Source organism: Clostridium sp. YIM B02551 (genome assembly GCF_022324735.1).
Taxonomy (GTDB): domain Bacteria; phylum Bacillota; class Clostridia; order Clostridiales; family Clostridiaceae; genus Clostridium_T; species Clostridium_T paridis.
Genome location: NZ_JAKGTF010000007.1, coordinates 49,350 through 76,178, shown reverse-complemented (window position 1 = coordinate 76,178; position 26,829 = coordinate 49,350). Strand labels below are relative to the sequence as shown.

Here is a 26,829-nt window from a genome sequence, read left to right as displayed (position 1 = left end):
ACATCACTTATTACTTTTTTGAAACAAGCTATGATATTCTTGCTATAATTCACATAAGGAGTAAATAAAATAGGTTGTGCAAGAAGAGGTGAAAAATAAGTATGGAAAATTACGAAGATAAAACCCTAGGTGGTGGCATAATAGCTGTTGTTGTACTCCAATTATTTTTCAGCATCTTATCAATAATTTTACTAACATCTACTTATTTACTTAAAGATCAAATCGTACAAATTGCCGGAGCAGAAGGAGCTGCCAAAATCAGTTTTGGACAAGTAATTTTAACTGCCATATTGGTTTTAATCATAATAACCGGTATTATTTTTATATTATTTAAAAAAGTTATAGGCATTTTCCTTTACTTTACTTCAGTAACACTCAACACTATATACTCATTGATTTTAAATGGGTTTAATTTAAGCATATTAATATCTTTAATTCTGCCAATTCTTATGGGTGTATTTATAAACCAGAAAAAAGCACTTTTTGGTATAGGGGTTAAGGGTAACAATATAAATATTTAATTAAGTCTACACTGTTGATTAAATATAATTTTTCTCCCAAAATGAAAAGGGTACTTTAAGGTTAAAATTCTTGGGGAAGGATTTTATCTTTGCGGTACTCTTTTTGTTTTGTCTATAAATAAGTATAGTGAATTTAGCTGATATCAATAAATAAAATTGGCTTATTTATTGATAATCCCTTATTTTTAATAAATATAAGTATATGTTCTAGATATATTGTGATATTATCTAAGTATATACCTATTAATTTATATAATATTTATATTTTAGGGAGATTGCTATGACAAAATATACACAAATTGCAAATGATATTAGAACTCAGATTGTTAAAGGCGTGCTTCAAGCCAATGAGCAATTGCCTTTTGAAAAAGATTTATGTATAAAATACAACGCAAGCAAAATGACAGTAAAAAAAGCCTTAGATATTTTAGTAGCTGAAGGGCTGATTGTCAAAAGAAGAGGTTCTGGAACATTTGTTAAAAGCATTAGTAATATAGATATGAATAGACTTTTGGTTTCTAATCAATTTAGAGGTCTTACTGCTTTATATAGTGACCGCAAGGTAACCAGTGAGCTTATTACCTTTGATGTTGTTTCTAGTAATGAAGAAGTTACACAAAAGCTTAACTTAGAAAGCGAAGAATTTGTATATAATTTATTAAGAGTAAGATATGTTGATGAAGAACCTTATGTTATTGAACATACCTTTATGCCGATAAACCTGGTTCCTGGTCTTAGGAAGCAGCATACTATGGGATCAATTTATTCTTATATTGAATCAGATCTTGGTCTTAAGGTTCAAAGTTCTCACAGAACTATTAGAGTTAGAAAGTCAAATGAACTTGAACAAAAGTATTTAAAACTTAAAGCAGATGATCCAGTAGCAGTTGTTGAACAAGTTGCTTATCTAGAAAATGGTACTGCCTTTGAATATTCTATATCAATACATAGGTATGATCGTTTTGCTTTTGAAACTGTAATAGTAAGATAATTAATATAAAACGAGAGAATTAATCTTAAATTCTCTCGTTTTTACTTTATAACTTAATTAAAATCCATTATTTTCAGTAACTTCTTTAAACCAGTATCCAGACTTTTTAATAGTCTTTTTCTGAGTTTTTAAATCTAAAGAGATAAATCCATATCTATTTCTATAAGCATTTATCCATGACCAACAATCTATAGGTGTCCATAAATGATATCCAAAACAACTACTTCCTTCTTCTATTCCCTTATGCAAAAACTGTAGATGCTCAGTTATAAAATCTATTCTGTAGTCATCTTCAATGACTCCTTCTGCATTTAAGAATCTTTCTTCACTTTGTACACCCATTCCATTTTCAGAAATATACCAAGGGATATTCCCATAATTATTCCTAATATTTATTGCTATATCGTAAATGGCCTCAGGATATATCTCCCACCCTCTATGAGGGTTCATTCTTCTTCCTGGCATTTCGTATTCTTCAAAATATTTATCTGGGAACCATCCGTTAGAATAATCAAATTCACTTTCTCTAGCCTTTACTCTAATAGGTTGATAGTAATTAACTCCTAAGAAATCAACTTTGTTGCTCTTTATAATATTTAATTCCTCACTAGTAGCTTCCCATAGCACCCCATCATTTTTAAGTGTTTCCTCTATTCCATCAGGAAACTTACCTAAAACTGCTGGATCAAGGAACAATTCATTATGGAACTTATTTGCATAATCTGCTGCAAGTAAATCTTCTTTTGAATTTGATCTTGGATATGCTGGAGTAAGATTTAATATTATTCCTATCTTTCCATCCTTATTGTGCTCAACTTTTCTAAATTCCTCAATAGCTCTAGCTGACGCAAGATTTAAATTGAAAGCTACCTGCATAGCTTTTTTTCCATCAACTATCTTTGGATAATGAAATTCTCCTATATATTGTCCTTGCACTATAACTATAGGTTCATTAAATGTTGTCCAATACTTCACTCTATCTCCAAAAAGTTCAAATGCCTTTCTTGCAAATTTAGCAAAAAGCTCCACAACATATTTTGATTCCCATCCGCTATATTTCTCATATAATTCAATTGGCAAGTCAAAATGATGAAGATTCATTACTGGTGTCATTCCATTTTTTATACATTCATCAATTACTGAGTTATAAAAATTAACGCCATCATAATCAACTTCTAATGTCTCAAAATCCTTTATCAATCTAGTCCATTGAATTGATGTTCTAAAAGAATTAAAGCCAATACTTTTCATCATTTCTAAATCTGATTTATAGCTATTATAGAAGTTAGATGCTATATTGGGTCCAACCTCATCAAAAAATTCACTAGGTTCTATATCATACCAATAATCGAATACATTTCTATGCTTCTTGTTAAATCTTCCTTCTGATTGTGGTCCTGAAGTAGCAGCCCCCCACCAAAAGTTTTCAGGAAAATTGTATTTCAATCTCTGACCCTCCATTCTTTAATAAGTATTAACTTCTATTTTATATTATTAACACCCTTATTATATGAATTTATTTTTTAAATGTCTATACTTTTATTAGGTATATATAATCTTCCTATTCTTATTATGCTTGAAATAAACGCAATAAAAAAGATGGGATAAACCCACCTCTTTTATTGAATATTTTATTAGAACTTTTGAATAAAGTTTTTATCTAACTAAGAATTTTAGTTCATTTATTAGAATAATGGAAAACAATATTAATAAAATTGTCGCCAATATTAAGAAAGGTATTTTTATAATATCCCATCTTTTTCTTAGATACTCAGGAAACTCTAACCTATTCATTTCTTCTTTCCATATTGATTTTTTATTATCAGTACTCACATTAATTAAAAAACCCTCTGCATTAGATGCGAAATATATTCTATTTCTATCTAATTTTATATTTAAATCTGTATCACCATCTAATATAAGAACCCCTTCACAAACTGCTCTAAATATTCCTATCACATCGCCTTTTCTTGAATATATTCCTGCTTTTGACACCATATCTTTCATAAATCCTAAAAGCCCTTTAACAATCCAATTATCATAATCACATACATGCTTTTTTATAACTTTTATTCTACATCTATCTTTATTTATTTCTAGGACTTCATAACAATTTTTATTCTGTAGTTTAACCATTCTTTCATTTATGTATATATCAAATTCATCTTTCCTTGAGTCTGGTGTATTAATTGTTAACCTGGCCACCATTATATTCCCCCATATATTCTCTCTAATCTATACCATAAAATTGAAATTATAGATTCCGCTCTTATTTTAACACCTATTTGGTACCATTTATTCTATTTGTAGTAAAAGACTAATTTATAGTAATAAACGCAAAAACAGATATTAATTTATACATAATTCCTTATCTTTTTTCATAATTTTATTATATTAAGATTGTCTTAATTATCATAAAAATTACTTTGAATCTTTTATCTTTGATATTCATATGGTATAATATAACTTATAAAGAGTTATTCGAAAAAGTGTGGAGGTATGGTTATGAGTCCAGTTTTTGTTTATATTCTTATTGGAATATTTGCACTATATTTAATTTTGATGATACCACTTCAATACCACTATTTAGTTTCTTTATATGAAAAGGAGCTAAGAGCAGGTTCTCAGGCAAAACTATACGATGAAATGTCCTTTGAAGAGCTTAATATTCACGCTAACACTCAGAGTATACACATTATTCCAAACTTCATAGCTTATATAATTTTTAAGTTCAAATACAAAAATAAACATCTAATGCCCTAATTGTAAAAAGCTCACTCTAGCTTAGAGTGAGCTTTTGTATAAACTCCGTTTCCTTTATATTAGTTTCTAAAAAAACATTATCATATTTATCAATTATTTCTCTTAAATTACTAAGTCCCAATCCCCTATTTTTTCCTTTAGTTGAAAAGCCTTTTTTATTTATCTCAAATATTTTAGGGACACTTACGCAATTATTTTTAATTACGATAAGAAGAGTTTCATATACCCTAACAAAGCCTATATCTAACTTGGGTTTTTCACACTCTTGGGCTGCTTCTATTGCATTATCTAATAATATACCTAGTGCTCTAGTTGCATCTATTACGTTAATTTTGATTTCACTTATTCTCTCAGCTATATCTATATTTACATCTATGCCTATTTCTTGTGCTCTAACGAGTTTAGAAGATAGCAAGCCTTTAACCTCTGGTATTTCAATATTCTTTAAGTGTCCTATTTTAAAATTATTATTTTCCATACCTGCACTTAAGGGAATAATATTACCGTAAAAATGCTTCTTTAAGCCTTCCATATCATTAGTATCCATATGCCCTATCATAGAGGATATTATATTTATATAATCATGTCTAAATGCTCTCATTTCTGAATATAGTCGTTCAAGATTTACCGTATATTCTTGCAGATTTTGCATCTGTGTTTGCTTATTTTTAATTTCTAAATCTTTAGTTACCCCTCTAAGCAATACATACATTATTGCTATAAGAATCCCAAAATATACTAGAAATAATATTACATTTATCTTGGCAGCTCTATTAGTTGCTTCACTATTATCCTCAATTATTATATTTATATAAAAAACTATAAGCGTGAAGACTAACATAGCAATAATTAAATATAGGGGTCTATTTTTAAATTTTAGGGCTTGTTCAACATTTTTTCTGTTTATTATCATTCCAATAACACTACTTATTACAATTATCAGTGGGAAAATTAAAACTATCAAGACATAATAAATATTTGTTTCTCTATAGTTTTCTCCCATATTAATCTTAAAAACAAACATAGCTATAAAAGTTAAAATATATGTAGCCACCACACATATTATTGTAGCTGTTAATGGTAATATTACACTCATTCCAATATTATGAGTTTTCTTATATAAACAAAATATTAAAATTAAATTCATGGGAATTATAGATAAATATGGATATATGAATCCAAAAGGAAATGATCCTAATATTGCTATAGAAATAAATATTAGAACTTCTTTTTTAGTGAACTTAATCGTAACTAAATTCATTATAGAGATAAAAATGCATATAATGCTTATAAAAATATTGATGAAATTCTCCATAAAAACTCCTCATATCCCAAACTTAGATATAATATTACTTCCCGTATCTTTTATTATATAACTATTACTACTAATAACAACTATATCATTAAAGCTTTGTTTATAAAATATATAATCCTTATAATATAACCTCTAGAGATTTATCCCAGCAGTACTATTACTTTGCTATTAACTTCACAGTATATGCCTACATTATATACCTTGATGCAAGAAGGAAAAGTTGCCCCAAGCGACATTATAACCCATAGACTTCCACTGGAAGATGCTGCTCATGGCTACGAAGCTTTTGACACAAAAACAGAAGTTTATATAAAAGTAGTTCTTAAACCTTAAAGTTTTTTAATAGTTATAATAAGGAGGCTTAAACTAAATGGAATAATAGAAACTACTTCACCTGAGGTAAGGCAAACCTTAAGAAATCAATTAAACCATGCTATAGCTACTCATGAAAAAATATTTAGATATATGGAGAAAAAAGGCTATTATAATGCCAATGACTTAAAGGAACAATTTAAAGTAGACATGAAAACTACAGAAACCGCCTTAAGTCTTCCCGGAAGATAAAAATTTGTAGATTGATTAATAAATAAAGTGAGGACTTTACATTTTCCTCACTATTTTTAAATATAATATTAATTTTAACAGTAGTTTCCTACTCAATAGGCAAATTGTGTTGTTTTAAAAAAGATAATTTATCCCAATAGCCTCTTTGAAATACTATCTTGTTATTAACTATTTGAAAAAAGCCACATCCCCTTAATCCTAGTGGATCACGCCATTCCAATATTGCCCATTGTCCGTCTTCAAAAATATTTTCAACAATACATACCATTTTTGCTTGAGAAAATTCTTGCTCAAACATTTTCTTTATAGATTCTTTACCGCTAACTGGCTCGTTAGCAACCTGATGATTTATTGCATTATCGTCATACAAACTTGCAATGGCTTCTACATCTGCATTATTAAATGCATCAACCCACTTATAAAGTATTTCTTTTGGCTTCATATAAATTACCTCCTTTTGCATTACATAATTAAATACGCACCATAATATGAACGTATGATAGGTTATATTATAACATATTATTTAAAATTCCTAATAGTCCCAACCAAAAAGTATAAAGGAGGTCAAACTTAACCTCCTTTTAATTAATATCCTTGGGTTCTATCTATTATTGAACCATCTATAGCATTAATGGTCATAAAACTATTATAAGTATGATCTACTTTCCCATCCTTTGAGCTTTCTGATCCAAAGAAATCCCAAACTGGCACCATAGTAAATTCACCTTCTTTGCCTTTAACATTTACTCTCGTCATTCCAAAGGTTATACGATTTATGTTATAAGCAGTATTTTCACTATTCTTATCACTTTGAGCATATCGTATAAAGAATTGTTTCTTAAAGATTTCCATTATATCATTAAAAGGCTTTATCTTTGCATCAGAGGATATAGTTCCAGTTACTTTTGCAGGAGATTGCCAGTGAAACTCAATTACACCAGTATCATCAATAAGCATAAATAAACGTTCATACCCATATGACTCATCATTTTGTAATTTTTCCTCTGCTAAGTCTAGAGTTGTAGGTACACCTGCTACATCTCGAGTAAACCATAACCCATATGCTTGATTCATTTTATTGGGATCATCCTCCTTTGTTAATGGCATTAATGTAGCTAAATTAATTTCTGTAAGCTTTAAGTCTGTAACTCCAATTGAACTAAGAGTATCTTGTGCTAATTTTTTTACTTCCTCTAAAGACATCTTCATTCCTCTAGCACTACTTCCTGTATATTCATGAAATTTATATACTTGAGTGCTATCGTGATTTATAATACGAGCCATAGAGTCTTTTAAAGAATTTGATGTAGAGGTGTAAAGTTCTTCATCATATCCTTTTCCTGAATCTACTACTACATTGAGTGATTTCCCATGAAAGCCTTTATATATCTTTCCATTGCTTTTAAGATCACTTTCATCAACATTTTCTAATGTTTTTGTGGCCGCTTTTCTCTCTGGACTTTCTGGCGCTTTTGATAAAAGTTCCTGTGCTTCCTTTTGATACATAGTACTAGCTCCTGGTTCAGCCTGTTTAGTTAATCTAGCTTTAGTCTTTCCTCCTATAGCTACCGGATCAATTGGCTCTCCATCACTCTTTTTTATTTCATCCTCTTCATTATTTGGCAAGCTATATGCATTCATTAATGTAATATAATCTTGGATTCCCTTTTTAGTCATAACTTCATTTGGTTTATATAGCTGTTTTCCTTTCATAAAGGTATCTATTATTTTATCTACCCTAGCTTGATCGATTCCATCTGGCTTTACTGTAACTACTGAGACTTTTGATGTTTTAGGCACCTGCACTTTTGCATCAATTTTTAAGCTTGTTCCCCCATTTTTAATATCTTCTTTTATAGTATCAGATAAATTATTGAATATATTAGTTCCATCCGTATTATCTACTACCTTACCATTAATATCTTGCTGCTTACTTGTGACTGGCGGCTTTTCAGGTTCTTTCTGACAAGCAACCATAAATCCTATTGTTGCTATCAATACTGTAAATAGTGCTACCTTTCTTATTAGTTTAATACCGCTAAAATTTATGCTTCTATGAATTAATTCCTTAACAAAATACCTTTTCATCTTTTCCTCCTTTTTATTTATATGAAAAATACCCCTTTACTAAAGCGTAAAGGGGCACTGCATCATGATAGTATATAAGTTGTATCATAATTGCATATTATTTAATTTATTTCACTTTCTGGCTTTCTGTTGATAAATCCATTGAAAATATTGTATACCCAACTTGTTCACTTATGAGTAAATTCATTGAAAGAGATGAATTGTCAAAGCTCCAAACGGCATTTTGATATTGCTTATTATTTAAAGAAACAAGCCGTCCCGGCATATTCATTTGATTTGCTATGACTTCTGCCATATCCTCTATATTAATTGTACTACTCTCATTTATAGTAAATTTAAACCCTAAGAGTACGCCTGTATTTGCATCTATAGCAAGAGATATACCTTTATTATTTTTTGGACTTAAGTTAATATTCCAATATTGAAGTACAGTGCTATTCTCTTTTATTTCTCTAAGCTCCGCGTCAACATTATAGGACTCTGGAAATCCGCTTAAGTTAGGTAAGCCTTGTTTGTCTATTATAGCTGATATCTGCTTTGTGGATTTAGCAATAGCTTCTCTCATTCCCATACTGCCTTCAGTAGATTCCTTAACCAAAGTACCTTCATGTGAATATTTCTCATATAAAGCTACCTTTTTAGCTAAACTTTCTGCAAGACTTTCAGCTCTTGGTTCTAAGTTATTTGAAGGATTTTGTTTAACCGAATTGTTTTCACCACTCATCACAACTGAATGATTTAGTATACCTTCTTCTGATTTACTGAGCATAATCCCTGGCATAAGAACACTTAAGGTAATAATAATGCATGCTATTAAGACCATTAAGGTATATTTTACTGCCTTATTCATTGCTATCACCTCCTTGAGCTTTATAGCATGGCAATTTAATGCTTACTGTAGTTCCAACTCCTACTATGCTATCAATCTTTAAGGTTGTATTATGTAATTTTGTAATTCTTTCTGCTATAGCTAGCCCTAACCCTACCCCATGCTGTGCTCTCGAACGGGACTTATCTACCATATAAAAAGCTTCAGTTATCTTACTTAATTCTTCTTCTGGTATACCTTTACCCTGATCAATTATAGTAAATGTATAACTTTCATGATCTTTATGACCTAATAGTTCAACTGTAGATCCTATTTCTGAGGCTTTTCTTGCATTATCTACAATATTGTTTAATAAAGTCTTCATAAGGTCAGGTTCAACTACTACAGTTCCCTCTTCTGCAGATGACTTTAATGTAATCTCACTTTGTTTAAAGGATGGCATAGCAACCTCAACTACATATCTTATTAGTTCCTTAGTATTAATAGGAATAAACTTAAAATCCTTCCCTTGCATCATTACTAGATCAAGCATTTTTAGTGATAATGCTTCTAGCCTGTTAGCCTCACTATAGATATAGTTTGCAGCCTTAAATGTAGTTTTAGAATCTAATTCCTTACTTCTTAACATATCAGCATATCCAATTATTGAAGTCATGGGGGTTTTAAATTCATGAGTAAAATTAGCTATAAATTCATCCTTTGCAGTAGAAGATTGTTCTAGCTTACTAATCTTATCCTCTACTGATATTGCCATGCTATTAAAGCTTTTAGCTAATTCTCCTATTTCATCTGAAGATTTTATATCTGCTCTTTTATCATATTCCCCTGTAGCAATTCTTCTGCTAACCTCTGTAAGTTTACGTACATTACGAGTAAGTAACCATGAAATTATGAAAACTACAGCTGCACTTAAAAATATAATTACACATTGATAAATCATAAACATATGTAACTGAGTATTCATTTCCATAAATACATCACTAATATCTCTCACGTAGCTTAAGTAAATACTTCCAGAACTATTACTAATTATCCCAGTTACATAAAGATTATATATTCCATCCTCTTTGCGTATATTATATAGGTTATCTCCAGCTTTTAATGAAGTAAGCCCTGATATACTATTATCTTTTTTCCCTAAGGTAGGGTATATCTCAGCCCCATCTTTATCATAAACTATAATTTTTCTTCCACCTTGCTTGCTCTGCTCAATACTTTTAGCAATATCCTGAACTGAAGAAAACACTTCTAAGTTTGTCATACTCTTTCCCTGCATTTCCTTGCTAATAATAGCAGACTCAAGCATGTATTGTACTGATAAGCGTTCATCTGAAGCACGACTAATTTCTCTATCCTTTGAAGAAATAAAGCTTGTGTAAATAAGTAAGTACCCTCCAATTGAAAAAGAAATAGCTACTGCTAGAACTGTGCTTATGAATATTTTAATTGAAAACTTCATTCCTACACTTCCAATCGATATCCTATTTTGTATACTGTTTTAATCTTCTCTTCCCAGCCCAACTTTTTACGTAACCTTTGTATATGTAAATCTAATGTTCTAGTCTCTCCCATAAAATTTGAACCCCATATTCTCTCAAACAGAGTCTCTCTAAAAAGAGCCATATTCTTATTGTTAACTAGCATTACTAAGAGTTCATACTCCTTTAGAGTAAGATCTATAACTTCACCCCTTTTAGTAACTTGCCTAGATTCTGTATTTATCTCCACATCCTCTATAACTAAAATTTTCTTCCCTTTATTATACCTTCTAAGAACGGCTTCTACTCTAGCTGTAAGTTCTGATATAGCAAAAGGTTTTACAATATAATCATCTGCCCCAAGCTTCAATCCCTTAACCCTATCCTGAATAGAACTTTTAGCTGTAATAAAAATTACTGGGATGCCAAGCTGACGTGTATATTCTAATAGTTCATATCCATCTACATGAGGCAACATTATGTCTAGTAAAGCAAAATCGAAACTTTCCTTTTCTAATAAATTAGCTGCAGTGAGTCCATCATGAGCACTAGTGCATATAAAACCCATGTCCCGTAAATTCATACAAATCAAATCATTTATTGCTATATCATCCTCAACAATTAAAGCCTTCATTAATCTATCCTCCTAATTTATATATCATAAATTCTATACCCCAATTGTAACAAAGTTGTATACTGCTTTTAATATTTTTTTCAGATAATACAACTTTGATACAACTTCTATACGAAGATGTCGCAACCCTTAAATATACTATGTAAATATAGTGTGGTTTTCATAGACTACGTTTTAAATACACAAAATGGAGGGATTCTCATGTTATATACTATTGGTTCCGATATTAAACGTGCCATTTACTCAAAAGGTTTTTTAGCAGGAACCTTGAGCATGGTAGTTGTAATAGCTCTTTCTTCCCTTGAAGGCATATTCTCTAGCTTGGCAAACTCTCCAACTTTGCCAAGTGGATATCACGCGCTTATGATTATTAATGTACTAACTTCAGAACCAGTTATGCTCGCAGTACCAATAATCGCGTCTTTACCTTTTACTTCTGCCTTTGTAGATGATATTCAAAGCGGATTTATAAAACAGTTTTTACCTAGAAGTGGTGTGAATTCATATATTAGTGGAAAACTTATTGCATGTACTCTGTCAGGAGGTCTAGTTATCTCCTTGGGGATTATAATTTCCTATATTTTTTCCTCACTAGTAATTACTCATATGGAAGGGCCTTCTATAGAGGGAGCTATCGCTACCTCATATTTGATAATTCTGCTTGAGAAATTATATATTTTCTTTTTCTCTGGGATGTTTTGGTCACTAGTTGGTTTTACTCTTGCAAGCTTTACTCAAAGTAGATATATTGCCTATTCTTCACCATTTATCATCTATTATGTGCTTGTAATAATTTATGAAAGATATCTTGATTTCTTCTACTACCTCTATCCAAAGGAATGGCTTAATCCTACTCACTTATGGCCACTAGGCAACGGAGGACTTATTATCTTTTTATTATTATTTGCTATACTACTTAGTTTAGCTTTTGGAATATTTGCAAGGAGGAAATTAATTAATGGATAAGCTTAGAAAGGTTGGCTCTGTTGCTGCCTACAATTTTAGGGGATGGCACAAGAACCCTCGTATTATAGTAACTTTTGCATTAGCTTTTATACTTTGTTTTTTACTATCTGATAAAACTGTGCGATTTGCTCATGAATATAATACTACCATGCAACTTGTAGAAGCCTTTGTTTGGACTTTTGGTGATAGTAATTCTATTTTACTTTCTTCACTCTTACTACTTTTATTATTTGCAGATATACCGTTTTTAGGTGCCGGAGTTCCCTTTTACCTAATGAGAATTGACAGAAAAACTTGGCTTATGGGGCAATCATTATATGTAGTGCTTGCAACAGGCGTATATTTAATTTTTATCCTGTTCTCAACGGTGCTATTATGCATGAGTAACTCCTTTATAAGCAATATGTGGAGTGATACTGCTGCAATACTTAGCTACTCTGATTCAGGCAAAACTATAGCTCTTCCTTCTCTTGTTAAGACTTTAGAAATGTCTACACCATATGAAACAATGTTTACCATATTCTTATTAATGTTACTTTATACTCTACTTATGGCTTTTATGATGTTAATGCTAAATATCATAAAAGGCCAATCTTTAAGTGTTGTTGGAGTATTTATCTTTAGTTTATATGGATTTATACTTAATCCCCAATTGATTAGAGCTATATTTAATTTACCTGATGAATTAATGTATAAAGCAAATGTTGCAATAGGATGGATTTCTCCCTTAAATCATGCTACTTATAACATGCATAACTTTGGGTATGACTTATTACCTACCCTGTGGCAAAGCTGTTTGATATTCATCCTTCTAATTTTAATATGTTTTGGGATAACTCTTAGATGTATAAGAAATTACAACTTTAATTTTACTGGTACGGAGGTATAAAAATGAGTACTGCAATTCATATAGAACATATTTTTAAAAACTTTGGGCAAGAACAAATCTTAAGTGATGTAAGTCATGATTTTGAAAAAGGGAAAATTCATGGAATAGTAGGCAATAACGGTAGTGGAAAAACTGTGCTTATGAAATGTATCTGTGGATTTTTAGTTCCCACTAAAGGAAAAATTTTAGTACAAGATAAACAAGTAGGTAAAGATATGGACTTTCCACAAGATTTAGGTCTAATTATAGAAACTCCTGGCTTTTTACCTCAACTATCTGGAATGAATAATTTGAAATTACTTGCCTCACTTAAGCGAAAAATCTCAGATGAAATTATAAAAGATACTCTTAAGCTAGTAGGTTTAGATCCCGAAATGAAAAAACCTGTAAGCAAGTATTCTCTAGGAATGCGTCAGAGACTTGGTATAGCCCAAGCCATAATGGAAGACCCATCTTTATTAATTCTAGATGAACCCTTTAATGGTTTAGATAAAAAAGGTATAGCAGACATACGAGCCTTACTTCAGGATTTAAAAACAAAAGGAAAAACAATCATACTTGCTAGCCATAATGCTCAGGACATCGACTTGCTTTGCGATACCGTATGCGAAATGGATTCGGGAGTACTTACAGTTATAAGATAATATAAAAAATAGTAGCTCCTACTTCAATTGTGGAACTACTAATTTTTTATACTAAAATTCTATTTTCTTTGGGGGATTTCCTGAAAAATCTGCAATAGTTGCAGTTCCATGTTCAATATAAAACACTTTAAATATAGGATTATCCGCAGTCTTATATCCCTTTTTTATAGGTTCAAATACATTAAGTATCTTCTCTTTCATACCTAAGTCTTCAGTGAATCTTATTTCTCCACTTACTCTAAGAGTTATCATATCCTTTGATATAATTGAGTATTCTACATAAGGTACTTCTAATAGCTGTTTATAGACTTCTTTCAAGCTATTTGTACAAAAATATAGCTTTCCTTCCTCCTCTAAAATAAAACCAAAAGGTCTTACTCTAGGGTTTCCACTATCCACTGTTGCTAAAAATCCATTAGGATTTTCTTTTAATAACTTTAATACTTCTTCCATTTTAATTACCTCATTAATTTAAATATTTATTATAAGTATTATGGTAAAATCAAAGTAATCATATTACAAGTACGTAGGTTTATATGACATAGTCATGTAAATAAGACTATTAAGGAAGGATGCGGTTTTTCTTGGATAATAATTCTGTTCTTTGTCCAGTTACAGTAACTCAAAATGTTCTTATGGGGAAGTGGAAACTAACAATCTTATGGATTTTACATAATAAGACAAGAAGATTTAATGAACTTCAAAGACTTATTCCGACAATCTCAAGGGGAGTTCTTACTGAGCAGTTAAGAGAACTCGAACATGATGGTCTTATTCATAGAGAAGTTTATAGAGAAGTCCCTCCAAAGGTTGAATACTCCTTAACTGGTATAGGCGTAAGCTTTATTCCAGTAATGTCTCATATTATGGAATGGGGAGTTGGATATATAAAGAAGACTTCAACCTGTAATATTGATATTTGCATTGAAAATGATTTTCCTTGCAATAAATGTCATGAAATGCTGAAAACAAAATAAATGTAATTTAATGAAAAAATCAAGAGTAGTATCTATATAAAGATATCTACTCTTTTTTTCATAAAACTACAAAAGAGAAATTATATGTAGAATAATAAAAATTATAGGGAAAATTATAAAAATCCAATTATTAAATCGTTTGTTTCTAATAAAATAAAAAATTACAAAAACAAACAAAATAAAAGATATGATAACATCTAAGGAATATTTAAAATCACCCTTAGAATTATATATAAAATAAGAAAGCCATGAATAATTCTTAAAAGAAGTTCTTGAAAGATATTCATGCCTTAAATAATCAAAAATAAGTACTACTATATATATTAAAGAAAACAGAGTAAGTTTTAAACTTAGTTTTTTATTCATAACTACCTCGCCACATTAAAACTTTATATATTAATTATATAAATCTCTAATGTGAAAATATAGTATATTTTAATAAGTTCCAAGTATAAATACCATTAATGCTATATCCATTAAAGCTAAAACCAAAAGAAGTATAAATGCAACTGAAAAAACTACTAATGCACTTAAAGATTCTTCATCCATTATCATCACCTCGTTATGATTATGGACAAACAGTAAATATTTAATACAAGGAAAATAGTATTTTTTATAAAAATTAATAATTATGTTAAAATATACTAATACATTGAAGATAAAGGGGGATATTTATGAAAAAGGTATTGTTGCTTCTTGCTAATGGGTTTGAGGCTGTAGAAGCAAGTGTTTTTACAGATGTTATTGGATGGAATGAAACAGATGGGGATGGATCAACTAAACTAGTAACTGTTGGACTAAAAGAGAAACTAAAGTGTACTTTTAACTTTACGGTAATTCCAGAAATGCTTATAAATGAAGTTAATATTGATGAGTTTGATGCCCTTGCTATACCAGGAGGCTTTGAGGAAGCTGGCTTTTATGAAGATGCTTATAGTGAAGATTTCTTAAATATAATTAGAGAATTTGACAAGGCAGGTAAAATAATAGCTTCTATTTGCGTTGCAGCATTACCCATAGGTAAAAGTGGAGTTTTAGTTAATAGAAACGCCACAACCTATAATTTAAATAACGGCATAAGACAAAAAGAGTTAGCAGAATATAAGGTTAATGTTATACCTAACGAACCAATTGTAGTAGACAAAAATATAATTACTTCTTATAATCCTTCAACAGCTTTCCCTGTTGCTTTTAAGCTATTAGAAATGCTTACTTCTGAAGAAAACTGTAATAAGGTGAAAAGTAAGATGGGTTTTTAAAATACTAATGCTCTGTTAAAGAAAAGTGTTGATAAATAAAAACTTTAGGGACGTCTACTTAATTTAGACCTCCCTTGTTTAATTACATTTATTTAGGATTCTTTAATTCAATGGTTTGAATCTTTCCATCTATATTTATATCAACTTTTATTATTTCATCTTCACTCTCAACATATGCCCCTACACTACTTGATTTAAGTGTATAAGTCTTTCCCATTGGTGTATTATCATCAAAATCTTGAGTTAAATTCCCACTTCCAGCAGAGCTTTTATATGATATTTCTAAATGTTTCACTGAAGATAATTCAGATACATCTTTTTTATAAGTTACTGTTAAAGCATTATCAGCCTCATTCTTATATTCACTCTTATCCTTCTTTTCTGTAATTACCTTATTTCCACTAACTTTATATTCAGCAATCCAATAATCATTTTCTCCTTTATAGGTATAGCTGATCTTAGTAACCTTTTTGTTTGCACACCCAGTAAGTATTAATAGCATGATTAGAATTAAAATACCTGATAATTTCTTCAACTTTATCCCCCCAATAAGATATTTAATTATATCATCATGTTGTAATATATTGCCTTTGTTTAATTATATCTGGTATTAACTAGGGATTCAAATATTTTACAAATTAAAAAAGCTTAATACTAATGATTAAGCTTTTTTAATGATAATGTTCATTTTTTTATCTATTATTCATCAATCCTACTGATACTAGGCTTATGTTTATTACGTATTATTTTTAATAAGTATAATATTGATAGTAGTATGGATAATATGGATAGTAATATGGGTATTGATAGTAGTATGGATAACGGAATAAGGATAAAGCTGCTAAAGTAGCAAATGGGAAACTCCTATTTCCAAAACGTCTAAACCTTCCAGGCCCCCCATGTCCAAAGCCGCCAAATTGTCTATGCTGCCCATAATTATCGTCGTCATTATATTCTTCCATTACATCTTCAGGAATCAGCATGATAATGTTATCCTCATCCATGCCTACAATGATTCCATCAACCATCTTTCCATCTTTCATTTTTAAAACAGCATGATAATTCATATATTTTTTGCACTTATCATGCAAAGACATTCCGTCTCTTTCATATTCCCCTATTGTATATTCCATTTTTATACATCTCCTTTCCTATATCATGATATTCACTTATAGAAAAGGTGGGACTATTTTATTAGATAAAACTAGAGGTTTGACATTATATATATTACGAGCATAATATATATTACTAAGTTTAATGTTAAGGAGGACTTTGAGTTTTGAGTACATTCTTTAAAAGACTTTTGAAAAAATCTTTTTCTATTGAGCTTAAGGATGCTCTAGATTACCCAACATCAGAAAAAATATGTGAAGTTATTGAAGCACATTGTAATAAATCTAAGGAAAAACTCCAATTTATAGATAAATCTAATCCAGTTACTTTTAGCTTAGATGGTACTAAATATGAAGCTAAGGTGAATATGGCTAGAGGTGGATATTATATACTGTGTACTGAAGTATAGTAAAAAGCTTAACCCTTGTGTGGTTAGGCTTTTTTATTTTAACACTAGTTATTACTTGTATATTTGGATGAGTCAAATACTATGTTTGGCTTTTACTTGTTTGGGATAAATCATAATCCCTTCTAATCTCAAAATCAAATCCCTGTTCATTATTCTCCCCATTTATAAACGTTTCAAGCTTAATATTATATTCACCAATCTTTTCATTTACTACTTCACCCTTATTTACTGCTTTACAGTTTTTTATTGCTTCCTTTATTTCTTTGTTAAAACTTGTATAGTCATTACCTTTTTCTTCAGTTATGCTATTTATTAATTCAGTTATAAATTTATAATTTTTAATATCAAAATTTTCTCCATCTTTTAAGTCAAATATAATCCTACCTATTTCTCCAGTTTTGTTCTCATCTACAATATTTAAAAAGAATTTAAAAGTCAAATTATCTATTGGTAACTTATTTTTTGTTGAAACTATATATGTTTGCCTTTCTACTTTTTGATAATCACAAATTATAGTATTTTCTTTAGCTACTTTGTTAAGTTCATTAATCTTAGGATCTAATCTTTCCATCCACTCTTTAGAATTTTCAGTAATATTAACTTTCACTGGTTCTATTTTTTTTGCTCCTTGGTTTATTGGCTTAACAATAATCTTTAATGAAACCAATATAGCCACTATAATTGCTGTTATAACTATATTCTTTCTCTTAATATTTTTCATTTATTTTCTCCTATATTAATTTTGGATTTGTCCTTTATCAATTTCATAAACTTTATCACATAATAGCTGTATATCTTCAGAATTGTGACTGGCTAATATTATTGTTTTATTTTTATTTTTTAATTCTAATATAAGCTCTCTAATTTTTTTAACCCCATCTTTGTCTAAACCATTCATAGGTTCATCAAGAACAATAATCTCCGGATCTTCCATAATAGCTTGAGCAATGCCTAACCTCTGTTTCATCCCAAGAGAATACTTTTTTACACTTTTTTTATCTTTATAGTCTAGTTCTACTAAATCTAAAGCATTAATTATATCTTTCTCATCAATTTTATTTTGAATTTCCGCCAAATACCTTAAATTATCAAATCCACTTAAGTGTTCTAAAAATCCTGGATGTTCAATTAAAATTCCAATATTCTCTGGGAAATCAACTTCCTTTCCTATTTCTTTTCCATTTACTTTTACCTTGCCTTCTGATGCTTTAATTAATCCACATAAAGCTTTAAATAACATTGATTTTCCAGAACCATTTCTTCCAATAAAGCCATAGATGTTACCTTTCTCTAATTGCAAATTTATATTATCTAAGATAGTTGTCCCTTTTATATTTTTAGTGTATTTTTCAAAGCTAATAACAATGTCTTTCATCATATCCTCCACTCAGTTATATTTCTATATTTCTTCTATATAGAAGATGTCCTAAAATTAAGCTAGCAACTATTATAAAAATAAATACTTCTATCGAATATATATATGTTATATTCTTGTTTCCTGAAATAAAGCTAGAATTTTGTCTTAACATAGCCACATTTCCTATAAGAAATTTTCCAATATATCCATTATCAATAAAACTAGTTAAATATGTTATTATAATCACTATCAATGTAGATACTTTAATATTTTTTGTTAAAAAATAAGTACTAATTGTAAGTAATACAATTGCTACCATAAACAGGTAGTTTAACAAAAAAATATTAATAATTAACTTATTAATAGTCATTGATACTTTAAGGCTATTAAATTCATCAATTTTTACTATACCATCGAATCCTATAGATATAGATGCAATTATAAAGACCACCACATATATTAATATAAGATATACGAGTACCTTAAGTAATGCATTCATTATATTTGAATAGTACCAATACTTGTATTTTTTAATTCTATAAAAGGCAAATAATTTTTTTTCTGCAAGTTCATTTGTTATAAATGCTATAATTGGATAATATAAAATCATAATAATTCCAAACCAAGTTGAATAATTAATTATTGAACTTTTTTTATATTCAACGCCTCCAAATAAAAGTAAAAAGATATCCCCAAAGCAAAAACTAACTTCCTTTGAATTATTGTGAAAATAACTTACCGCATATAAACCAAATAATATCGCTACAAATAACCCGTAAACTCCCATTTTCTTATTTAAATACTTTATATTAAGAAAAAACACTCTATAGTTTTTCAACTTCACTCCTCCTAAAGCTAACAATTGTCATTATCAATAACATAATTATCATTATTATCAATAATATATTAGAAAAAGCAACGGTTGAAAGCTTATAAGCATTAGGCAATGCATTTTCAACAAGTCTATTTCCACTAAAATCATGACACCAAAGCGTTCCTAATTCCCCTATTGAAAAATATCTAAGTGTTGTTACATCCCTATAGTTAATAAGCAAATAAATAAAACATATTATTATTGATAATATATAGTTTTTTAAAATATATATTATCAAATCTCTTAACAATACTATTAAATAAGTAGTCCCTAAGAATTTTAAAATTGATAGTACTGCTGCTTCTACTGGATTATAATATTCTATAAAATTATTAAAAAATAGGTATTTTTTTGCAACTTCAACATTCTTTTCACTTAATATTGCACTACTCCACGCAAGTTCAAATTTACTGTAATAAATCCCCAGCAAAAATATTAAAATGCTAATACCTACTATGCATGCTGAGATAATTATTAAATTTGCAATTTGTTTTGAAATTATAATTTTATATTTATTTAAAGCTCTTATGTAAATATACTTATTTTCACTATTTACGTTAGAAACTGGAGATGTTATAAAGAAAAGTAGCGGAATTAATAACCATACTAAAACAAATGGATTAGAAAATATTCTAAAGAAATAATCCCATTCATTCACCTCTTTGCCAGTTGTTATATAATATTCTGTAACCTTACTCATATAAACTTTACATGTAATTAAAGTAATTACAAAACTTCCAATAATTAAGTTCTTATTGTAACATTTCATCAAGTTATATTTTATTAAGCTAAATATATTTACATTAGTTCTCATATATATGTTCCTTCCTAGAAAAATAGAAAAATGTAGTTCCAAAAATTAATATAATACATATGAATTGCATAATTAATTGATATCCTCTTATTCCATCTGCTAGTATGACAAAATCAGTTGCTACTTTTGTTTTAAATTGTAATGGTAACTTCAATGTTTCTGTAACATAATCAGTCACATAGAATAATATTCCAGGAGACAGTAAAACAATAATTTCATTATTTACTATTGTAGAAACTGCCAATGCTATAGTTGAATAGGCAAATCCAATAATAAATTCAACTATAAAAAAAAGCAAAATATACATGTATGGTTTCTCCATCAATAAATTATCAAAAATCCCTCCAATTGCAGTTGTCGTATCTTTTATTTTCCCTCCCACAAAAACATTAAGAATATAAAAAAGTATCATACTTGGTAAAGTTACACTTAGTCCTCCAATAATTCCATTAGCTAAAAATTTACTTATGCAATACTTTTTATTAGATATCCTTACATTAATAAATTTATTAAATCCTTTTTTTCTATCTTGTAAAAAAGAAATTCCAAATATAAATGAACATACTATGGGTATGAAATTTATATACAATGAGTTTGCTTCCGTAAATATTGTGAATTGATTTAATTGTCCATAGTTAATCGCATCTTGTATATTTGAATAAGCTGGTGTATAAGGAATAATTCCTGGGACATTACGATAAATAGCATATAAGTAAACTATAACCATACCTATTGTAAAGAAAACAAAACTTTTTTTACTCAATCCTCTTTTTATTTCATTAATAAGCATATTTTTTCTCCTTACTGTGCATAGATTAAATATTTGTAGCTATAAAATCATCTAATAATATCATAGCTACAAATATATATTTTGAATTACTGCTTAATTTATATTTTCTAATTATAAATTAATCTGCTCTTAATACCACCCAAATGTACCACTTGCATTTCTATAATCACTAGTATTATTTAAATTTTTAAGAGCAAGATAATAAGTAGAACCTATACTCATTTGCTTTCCCTTCCAGCCTTCAGGAATTGCTACATTTCCTGCTCCTTGCTGTGCTTTTACCGCTGATGAATATATATTATTATCATCATTTTCTAGATTTCCATAAGGATTTCCTACTGCTTTAGCTTGTACCCAATATGAGTCTGCATCATATATTTTTGCTAAATTAATATATCCACTATAGTAATTAGAATAATCTTTAGTATCCTTAGTATCTGGTGCATCAACAGCCCTGTATACACTACCTGGAGCTAATGCCATATTAAATGATTTGGCTTGTGATATATTATCCTTTCCTAAAATAAATGAGCATAACAATAGCCCTAAAGTCACCTTTGCTACTTTTTTTACATTAATCATTTGATCCTCTCCTCATTATTCACATTTTTAACAATTTGTGCACATATTGTCTAATAAATGATATCATAACAACCATGTTGTAATTTGTAATTATTTGAATTTTATACAATATTTTGTAATACATTTTCATTTACCATTTTACATATTATTTACTATTTTTATTCTATTACTGTTACTTCTACTCATCTTTAACCTAATTTTTAAATTAGGTTAAATTTTATAAACAAACATTCTAATATACCAATTCTCATTGTCTCATTTCCATAATTAAGATTTTACTTAATATCATATTTCTCTCAATATATATAACGCTCCAAACATACAATAAATTACATATAATATAAAAATAAATGGATTAATTATTTTAGTTAATCCATTTTCCATTATTCTTTTATTAGATTTGTACTTTTACCACTCAAAATCCGTTTCTAAAAGCCTTAACCATATACAAAATAAGTTTGAATATAGGCGGTCATTTCATCACCCAAGGTAAGGTAGTTATAAACTGGTATCATATAACTTAAATAAAATAATTTTGATGCCTCTTCTATATTATTTGCTAGTGCTCTTACCAATACTTGTTGATGTCTAATGCTTATAATATAACTATCAGCTATAAATGAAATTTGCTCTGAAAAAAATACATACGGAAATGAATTTGAATATGTATTAGCGTGCTTTTCTAAGCTTACTTTAATATTTTGTAATTGCTTAATATAACCTTGTAAGCTAGTATCAATTGCTTTTAATTCCCCTTGAGGTGTATTTGCACTAATATTTATTACTGTTAAAGTAGCTCTTACTTTCTTTATATCCTCTAAACTTCTAAGAATATCTTCTTTGTTCTTTAATTCTGACACCTTTGGTCCAAAGGGTGAAGGTTGAATTGGTGCTTGAGCATATGCTATATTGCTCATAGAGAATGTTATAAGTATTACGAGTATTAAAAATATCACTATCTTTTTAGTCATTATTAGCTTCCCCCTTAGTTCTTGAACTAAATGTCTATCATAATAACTATTAGTATTTCTTTTATTTTTATTTCTTATTAAACATTTCAATTCTTAAAAAAAACAAAAAAGCTTAACCACTACGGCTAAGCTTTTTAATAAACAACTGGTACCCCCGGCGGGAATCGAACCCACAACGGTCCCTTAGGAGGGGACTGTTATATCCATTTAACTACGAAGGCATATATTAAACTGTATCATGGTGTATTCATAGAATACACCATGGAAATCACTATTAAATTTTAATATATTAGGGTTTTACTGTCAACTTACAAATTATATCTCAGAAAGCTCTAATAACTCAAATTCCTCCATAATTAGCTCTCTCATGAAGCTTTCTAGTGGTAAGCCTTCTCTTATATCCTTAACCTTGCCATTGCTCTCAGTTATCATCTTATATATAAAGCTGCAGGACTTTCGTAAGCTTTCCTTAAAACCCTCTTCCTTAAGCATATATCCAACCACAAGTGAAGCAAAGGTATCTCCTGTTCCTGGGAAGGATACATCCACATGAGGATTTTCTATTTTATAGAAGCTTCCCGCTTCTCCATCATAAGCCAAGGTTAATACCTTATCATTACCATCTTCCTTTGCAGAAGTTAATACTACCTTTTTTGCTCCCAGTTTTGATAGCTTTATTAATATTTCCTTCCACTCAGCTATATTTCTACAGCCTTTATATTCTATATTCAGCAGCATTTGCGCCTCTGTAACATTTGGAGTTATTATGTCACCATGAGCTATAAGCTCTCTCATTTCTTTAACCATATCCTCAGTTATTGACGGATATAGTTCTCCATCATCCCCCATTACGGGATCAATTAACACCAAATTATCTTTTCTTTCAAAATACTCTATAAAATCCTTTATAAGTTCTACTTGTTTGTAAGAACCTAAATATCCTGTATATATACAATCAAAATTTAAGTTTAGCTTTTTCCAATGTTCTATATGTTTCCCCATATATTCTGTTAAATCCTCAAAGACAAAACCTTCATATCCACCAGTATGAGTTGATAAAATTGCTGTAGGTAATGCACATACCTGAACTCCCATAGAGGATAATATAGGAACTATTGTATTTAATGATGCTTTTCCAAAGCCACATAGATCATGTACTGCTGCTACTCTTTTCATAATTTATTCCCCCAAATAAAAAGTGAGCTTTTTATTATATAAGCCCACTATTTAAATTTCTATATTAAATTATATCATAGTTAATGATTTTTAGAAGGCACTACTTCCTCCGCCTCCTCCAAATCCTCCCCCATCTCCTCCTGTGAAGCTGGAGCTTGAACTTGTATTAGGGGCGCTTTGACTAAATTGATCATTAAAGTTATCCTGATAAGACATTGTATAGAAATATAAGAATCCATAATTACACATAGGATTATATGCATCATTATATCCAGGCGTTTTTCTTATATGCTCTGATATCCTCTCAAATACTTCTAATGAAATAGCATAAGGCAGTATTCTTTGCCATACATCCAATTTCTTTAGTCCTTGCTTATCATCTAGGTCTACTAAATATCTCTTAAAGGCTTTCCATTTAAGTCTTTCATTTTCATATTCATTGGTTAATCTATCTTTTCCTGCTAGATGGACATACATATTAAGGTCATAAGCATCCTCATTTACTCTGCTAACCCATTCATTATATCTATCCCTAAAGCTCTTCTCACCTGCATCTTCCATTAGCGTAGAAAAATCTACTCTACCATTTTTAGATAGTTTATTTAACCAGTATAATAAATACTTTTCACTCTTTAATAAATAAGCTTTATCTACTCCATCTACTAGATGAAAGGCAACTTCCTCATAATTATCTTCATCTATCTTTTCTTCAAACTTAATAAATCCTTTATTAGCTAAATATAATATACTTGCTAAGAAATCCTTCATCTCAACATTATTATCAAGTAAGACGGTTACTAAGGCTGGAGTCATATCTGCTGGTGTATCCTCATAATAATTCCCATTAAAGAATAGATAGTCTTCTCTATATTTTGCTATTTCTTTTTTTCTCTTATTACTAACAGTATATATTGAGCCACCTATTAATATCATTCCTAGGGTTATCGCAACCATTATTGCTATGTTTGTTTTAGTTTTTTCTTTATCTAAGCTATCATTATAGTCATCATAAGTTTTATCTATAGTTTTTGAAGTATTTACCCAAGTTGCTGGAAAGTGTACAGCTGCACCTATTACTTCATTTTCCCCCATATCGCTTAAGCTTAGCTTAATAAACTTATTATCAATATTCTCTGCTACTCCTCTATTAGGTCCTTCACCAGTGAAGCTAACATCCTTTGTAATATCTTTTGGTAAGGTAATAAAAACATTTATATTATCTGTCTTAACATCATCCTCATTTTTATAAAAAACCCACTTAATTTCAGACAAATCCTTATATTTTGTAACTACATTTTTTACTGTATAGCTTATATTAAATACCTTTTCTTCATCTTGGCTTTTACTAAAGATTTTAACCTCTTCACTATTTCCTGACTCACTTAACTTATAAGTATTATTATTTTCACTATCACTTTGGCTAATATCCTCTTTGTCATTAATATTAACCTTAACATTTTCTATCCCATCTGAATCTTTGGTTTCTATATTTCTCTTTATTCCATTAAAGCTTCCCGTAAAGTTATACTTATAAGTTTCCTTAACCTGCATATTTCCTTTATCATCTACTGTTGCTTTAATATCAATATTAGATATAGAATATTCCTTCGATGCCCCAAAGGCATGAATTGGATTTATAAACAAAATGCATATAAAACTTATTGCTAAAACTTTAAATACTTTACCTGCTTTTCTCATATTCTCCCCCCAAATATATTAAGAACTTGATGCTGCAGAAGAAGCTGCCGCTACTGAAGCTGCTGCCATCATAGCTTGCTGCTGTGCTACTGCTATTAGTTGCATTGATAACCCTGTAGTTATATCTGCCATCTTATTTTCTCCTTCGGTATACATGCTTGTAGCTAATATACAACTAAACATGGTTTTTATATAACTTTCAACCCCATACTTATATCCCTTCATACGTTTAAGTTCCTCATATATTTCAGAAACTTCACTGCATATAAGAGTCGCATCATCAGTTATCAATGCCATTAAAGCTACTGATGGAAGAGTATAAGCTTTAACCTTGACCTTCTTTTCCTCTAATTCTGATACCATATGATCAAATAAGCTTATTCTATAGTCAAAATCTTCACTTAAGGCTAAAACATGAGATACTGTTTGAAGTCCATTGCTTTTGCTATATCTCATCTTACTTAACTTATTATAGATATATTCTATTCTTTCAGTAGTCTCTTTAACATCTAAATCCGTACATCCAAGAAGTGCTGCATATACATAATCATCCTTGGCGGTTAAAAACATATGATTTCTTTTCATATCTTCATAGAAAAGTTTAGTTCTTTCTATTTTTTCTTCTCTATTATCAAAGCTTGTGTTCTTTAAAATGGTATAAGCTATCATTGGACTATATTCATAAGAAGATATTCCTCTTTCCTTAAGCTTTTGTGTCCATTCTTCTATATCCTTAAATACTTCCTTATAGTTATCTTCAAAAGATAATAATAAAGACATCAAAGATAGGTTATTTCCTCTAAATTTTGAAAATACTCCTGTTGTATCTTTAATGAAGTCTCTTATTTCTTTAATTTTTTTAGCTTCTATTCTTCTGTTTCTTGAAGCATAACTCAATGCTATAAAGTGATTGAGTATCGCCATATCCCACTTAAATTCTTTTTTTGCTTCAAAATAATTATAGGTCATTAACTCTAACTTACCTTGTAATTCTACTCTCATTAAATCCACCTCAAATTATTATATGGTATCGAATAACCTTTTATACGTTAATACTATCATTAGGACTTGCCTATGTCAATATTTTCCGGGAAATTAAAAATGAAGCAAAAACTCAAAGGTTTTTG

The 26,829-nt window shown here is 29.4% G+C and carries 32 protein-coding genes and 1 tRNA gene; 11 read left to right on the top strand and 22 right to left on the bottom strand.

The window, feature by feature from the left end; genetic code table 11:
* The first annotated feature begins 101 nt into the window (after positions 1-101).
* Together L1S47_RS09790 and L1S47_RS09785 are read left to right on the top strand one after the other, a co-directional pair.
* The gene (locus L1S47_RS09790) at positions 102-521 is read left to right on the top strand and encodes a hypothetical protein (RefSeq protein WP_238883401.1); all 420 of its coding nucleotides are present in this window, start codon (positions 102-104) and stop codon (positions 519-521) included.
* 280 nt (positions 522-801) lie between these two features.
* The gene (locus tag L1S47_RS09785) at positions 802-1,512 is read left to right on the top strand and encodes a GntR family transcriptional regulator (protein WP_238883400.1); all 711 of its coding nucleotides are present in this window, start codon (positions 802-804) and stop codon (positions 1,510-1,512) included.
* Positions 1,513-1,569: 57 nt separating this feature from the next.
* Here the strand turns inward: L1S47_RS09785 and L1S47_RS09780 are convergent, their stop codons facing one another.
* Complete coding sequence (locus tag L1S47_RS09780) at positions 1,570-2,958, bottom strand: glycoside hydrolase family 1 protein (RefSeq protein WP_275297814.1); 1,389 nt, start codon at positions 2,956-2,958, stop codon at positions 1,570-1,572.
* Between the two features lie 210 nt (positions 2,959-3,168).
* Positions 3,169-3,720 carry a hypothetical protein gene (locus L1S47_RS09775; protein ID WP_238883398.1) on the bottom strand — a complete coding sequence of 184 codons (552 nt, stop codon included), beginning with the start codon at positions 3,718-3,720 and terminating at the stop codon, positions 3,169-3,171.
* Positions 3,721-4,017: 297 nt separating this feature from the next.
* On the opposite strand from L1S47_RS09775, the gene L1S47_RS09770 reads away from it, so the two are divergent.
* Complete coding sequence (locus tag L1S47_RS09770; RefSeq protein ID WP_238883397.1) at positions 4,018-4,275, top strand: DUF3949 domain-containing protein; 258 nt, start codon at positions 4,018-4,020, stop codon at positions 4,273-4,275.
* A 16-nt stretch (positions 4,276-4,291) separates the two neighbouring features.
* On the opposite strand, the gene L1S47_RS09765 is transcribed toward L1S47_RS09770, so the two are convergent.
* Positions 4,292-5,590: a sensor histidine kinase gene (locus L1S47_RS09765; protein WP_238883396.1), complete on the bottom strand. Its 1,299-nt coding sequence runs from the start codon at positions 5,588-5,590 to the stop codon at positions 4,292-4,294.
* Between the two features lie 183 nt (positions 5,591-5,773).
* On the opposite strand from L1S47_RS09765, the gene L1S47_RS09760 reads away from it, so the two are divergent.
* Together L1S47_RS09760 and L1S47_RS20600 are read left to right on the top strand one after the other, a co-directional pair.
* On the top strand, positions 5,774-5,923 hold the full coding sequence (locus tag L1S47_RS09760; RefSeq protein WP_238883395.1) for a hypothetical protein: 150 nt from the start codon (positions 5,774-5,776) through the stop codon (positions 5,921-5,923).
* Positions 5,924-5,932: 9 nt separating this feature from the next.
* A complete protein-coding gene (locus tag L1S47_RS20600; protein WP_373689060.1) occupies positions 5,933-6,154 on the top strand; it encodes a spore coat protein in 222 nt (73 codons plus the stop codon).
* An 88-nt stretch (positions 6,155-6,242) separates the two neighbouring features.
* On the opposite strand, the gene L1S47_RS09750 is transcribed toward L1S47_RS20600, so the two are convergent.
* The 5 genes from L1S47_RS09750 to L1S47_RS09730 form a co-directional block, all read right to left on the bottom strand.
* Positions 6,243-6,596, bottom strand: coding sequence for a nuclear transport factor 2 family protein (locus L1S47_RS09750; RefSeq protein WP_238883394.1), 354 nt, complete (start codon positions 6,594-6,596; stop codon positions 6,243-6,245).
* A gap of 143 nt (positions 6,597-6,739) precedes the next feature.
* On the bottom strand, positions 6,740-8,242 hold the full coding sequence (locus L1S47_RS09745; protein WP_238883393.1) for a DUF6034 family protein: 1,503 nt from the start codon (positions 8,240-8,242) through the stop codon (positions 6,740-6,742).
* Positions 8,243-8,348: 106 nt separating this feature from the next.
* Positions 8,349-9,092, bottom strand: coding sequence for a hypothetical protein (locus L1S47_RS09740; RefSeq protein WP_238883392.1), 744 nt, complete (start codon positions 9,090-9,092; stop codon positions 8,349-8,351).
* A complete protein-coding gene (locus L1S47_RS09735) occupies positions 9,085-10,530 on the bottom strand; it encodes a HAMP domain-containing sensor histidine kinase (protein ID WP_238883391.1) in 1,446 nt (481 codons plus the stop codon). Before L1S47_RS09735 ends, L1S47_RS09740 begins: the two co-directional genes overlap by 8 nt.
* A 2-nt stretch (positions 10,531-10,532) precedes the next feature.
* Complete coding sequence (locus L1S47_RS09730; RefSeq protein WP_238883390.1) at positions 10,533-11,183, bottom strand: response regulator transcription factor; 651 nt, start codon at positions 11,181-11,183, stop codon at positions 10,533-10,535.
* A gap of 201 nt (positions 11,184-11,384) precedes the next feature.
* Here L1S47_RS09730 and L1S47_RS09725 point away from each other — a divergent pair, with 201 nt between their 5' ends.
* From L1S47_RS09725 to L1S47_RS09715, 3 genes are read left to right on the top strand one after another with little or no spacing between them, the layout of a single operon-like run.
* Entirely contained in the window at positions 11,385-12,149 is a 765-nt protein-coding gene (locus L1S47_RS09725) for a hypothetical protein (protein WP_238883389.1), read from the top strand.
* Positions 12,142-13,038 (top strand): hypothetical protein, encoded by an 897-nt coding sequence (locus tag L1S47_RS09720; protein WP_238883388.1) that lies wholly within the window; start codon positions 12,142-12,144, stop codon positions 13,036-13,038. Before L1S47_RS09725 ends, L1S47_RS09720 begins: the two co-directional genes overlap by 8 nt.
* Positions 13,039-13,040: 2 nt before the next feature.
* Positions 13,041-13,682 (top strand): ATP-binding cassette domain-containing protein, encoded by a 642-nt coding sequence (locus L1S47_RS09715; protein ID WP_238883387.1) that lies wholly within the window; start codon positions 13,041-13,043, stop codon positions 13,680-13,682.
* A 51-nt stretch (positions 13,683-13,733) separates the two neighbouring features.
* Here the strand turns inward: L1S47_RS09715 and L1S47_RS09710 are convergent, their stop codons facing one another.
* Positions 13,734-14,135 (bottom strand): pyridoxamine 5'-phosphate oxidase family protein, encoded by a 402-nt coding sequence (locus tag L1S47_RS09710; protein WP_238883386.1) that lies wholly within the window; start codon positions 14,133-14,135, stop codon positions 13,734-13,736.
* A gap of 131 nt (positions 14,136-14,266) precedes the next feature.
* Between L1S47_RS09710 and L1S47_RS09705 the strand changes: the two genes are divergently transcribed.
* On the top strand, positions 14,267-14,659 hold the full coding sequence (locus tag L1S47_RS09705) for a helix-turn-helix domain-containing protein (protein ID WP_306796794.1): 393 nt from the start codon (positions 14,267-14,269) through the stop codon (positions 14,657-14,659).
* Positions 14,660-15,333: 674 nt separating this feature from the next.
* Entirely contained in the window at positions 15,334-15,918 is a 585-nt protein-coding gene (locus L1S47_RS09700; RefSeq protein ID WP_238883384.1) for a DJ-1/PfpI family protein, read from the top strand.
* 88 nt (positions 15,919-16,006) lie between these two features.
* Here L1S47_RS09700 and L1S47_RS09695 read toward each other — a convergent pair whose 3' ends face one another.
* Entirely contained in the window at positions 16,007-16,453 is a 447-nt protein-coding gene (locus L1S47_RS09695) for a hypothetical protein (RefSeq protein WP_238883383.1), read from the bottom strand.
* Positions 16,454-16,667: 214 nt separating this feature from the next.
* Positions 16,668-17,051, bottom strand: coding sequence for a hypothetical protein (locus tag L1S47_RS09690; RefSeq protein ID WP_238883382.1), 384 nt, complete (start codon positions 17,049-17,051; stop codon positions 16,668-16,670).
* Between the two features lie 146 nt (positions 17,052-17,197).
* On the opposite strand from L1S47_RS09690, the gene L1S47_RS09685 reads away from it, so the two are divergent.
* On the top strand, positions 17,198-17,440 hold the full coding sequence (locus L1S47_RS09685) for a DUF4318 domain-containing protein (protein ID WP_238883381.1): 243 nt from the start codon (positions 17,198-17,200) through the stop codon (positions 17,438-17,440).
* A gap of 79 nt (positions 17,441-17,519) precedes the next feature.
* On the opposite strand, the gene L1S47_RS09680 is transcribed toward L1S47_RS09685, so the two are convergent.
* From L1S47_RS09680 to L1S47_RS09630, 11 genes are all read right to left on the bottom strand, one after another.
* Positions 17,520-18,161: a hypothetical protein gene (locus L1S47_RS09680; RefSeq protein ID WP_238883380.1), complete on the bottom strand. Its 642-nt coding sequence runs from the start codon at positions 18,159-18,161 to the stop codon at positions 17,520-17,522.
* A gap of 15 nt (positions 18,162-18,176) precedes the next feature.
* Positions 18,177-18,815, bottom strand: a complete 639-nt coding sequence (locus tag L1S47_RS09675; RefSeq protein WP_238883379.1) for an ATP-binding cassette domain-containing protein — start codon at positions 18,813-18,815, stop codon at positions 18,177-18,179.
* A 16-nt stretch (positions 18,816-18,831) separates the two neighbouring features.
* Positions 18,832-19,635, bottom strand: a complete 804-nt coding sequence (locus tag L1S47_RS09670) for a hypothetical protein (RefSeq protein ID WP_238883378.1) — start codon at positions 19,633-19,635, stop codon at positions 18,832-18,834.
* Positions 19,622-20,371, bottom strand: a complete 750-nt coding sequence (locus L1S47_RS09665; protein ID WP_238883377.1) for a hypothetical protein — start codon at positions 20,369-20,371, stop codon at positions 19,622-19,624. The genes L1S47_RS09670 and L1S47_RS09665 overlap by 14 nt, the downstream gene beginning before the upstream one ends.
* A gap of 103 nt (positions 20,372-20,474) precedes the next feature.
* Positions 20,475-21,275, bottom strand: coding sequence for a hypothetical protein (locus L1S47_RS09660; RefSeq protein ID WP_238883376.1), 801 nt, complete (start codon positions 21,273-21,275; stop codon positions 20,475-20,477).
* A gap of 129 nt (positions 21,276-21,404) precedes the next feature.
* Entirely contained in the window at positions 21,405-21,857 is a 453-nt protein-coding gene (locus L1S47_RS09655) for a hypothetical protein (protein WP_238883375.1), read from the bottom strand.
* Positions 21,858-22,294: 437 nt separating this feature from the next.
* The gene (locus tag L1S47_RS09650; RefSeq protein ID WP_238883374.1) at positions 22,295-22,828 is read right to left on the bottom strand and encodes a hypothetical protein; all 534 of its coding nucleotides are present in this window, start codon (positions 22,826-22,828) and stop codon (positions 22,295-22,297) included.
* A 146-nt stretch (positions 22,829-22,974) separates the two neighbouring features.
* Positions 22,975-23,049: transfer RNA gene (locus L1S47_RS09645), tRNA-Arg, on the bottom strand.
* 94 nt (positions 23,050-23,143) lie between these two features.
* A complete protein-coding gene (locus tag L1S47_RS09640; RefSeq protein WP_238883373.1) occupies positions 23,144-24,004 on the bottom strand; it encodes a pyridoxamine kinase in 861 nt (286 codons plus the stop codon).
* Between the two features lie 90 nt (positions 24,005-24,094).
* A complete protein-coding gene (locus tag L1S47_RS09635; protein WP_238883372.1) occupies positions 24,095-25,702 on the bottom strand; it encodes a DUF2207 domain-containing protein in 1,608 nt (535 codons plus the stop codon).
* A gap of 18 nt (positions 25,703-25,720) precedes the next feature.
* Positions 25,721-26,704: a DUF4003 family protein gene (locus L1S47_RS09630; RefSeq protein WP_238883371.1), complete on the bottom strand. Its 984-nt coding sequence runs from the start codon at positions 26,702-26,704 to the stop codon at positions 25,721-25,723.
* Positions 26,705-26,829: the final 125 nt, after the last annotated feature.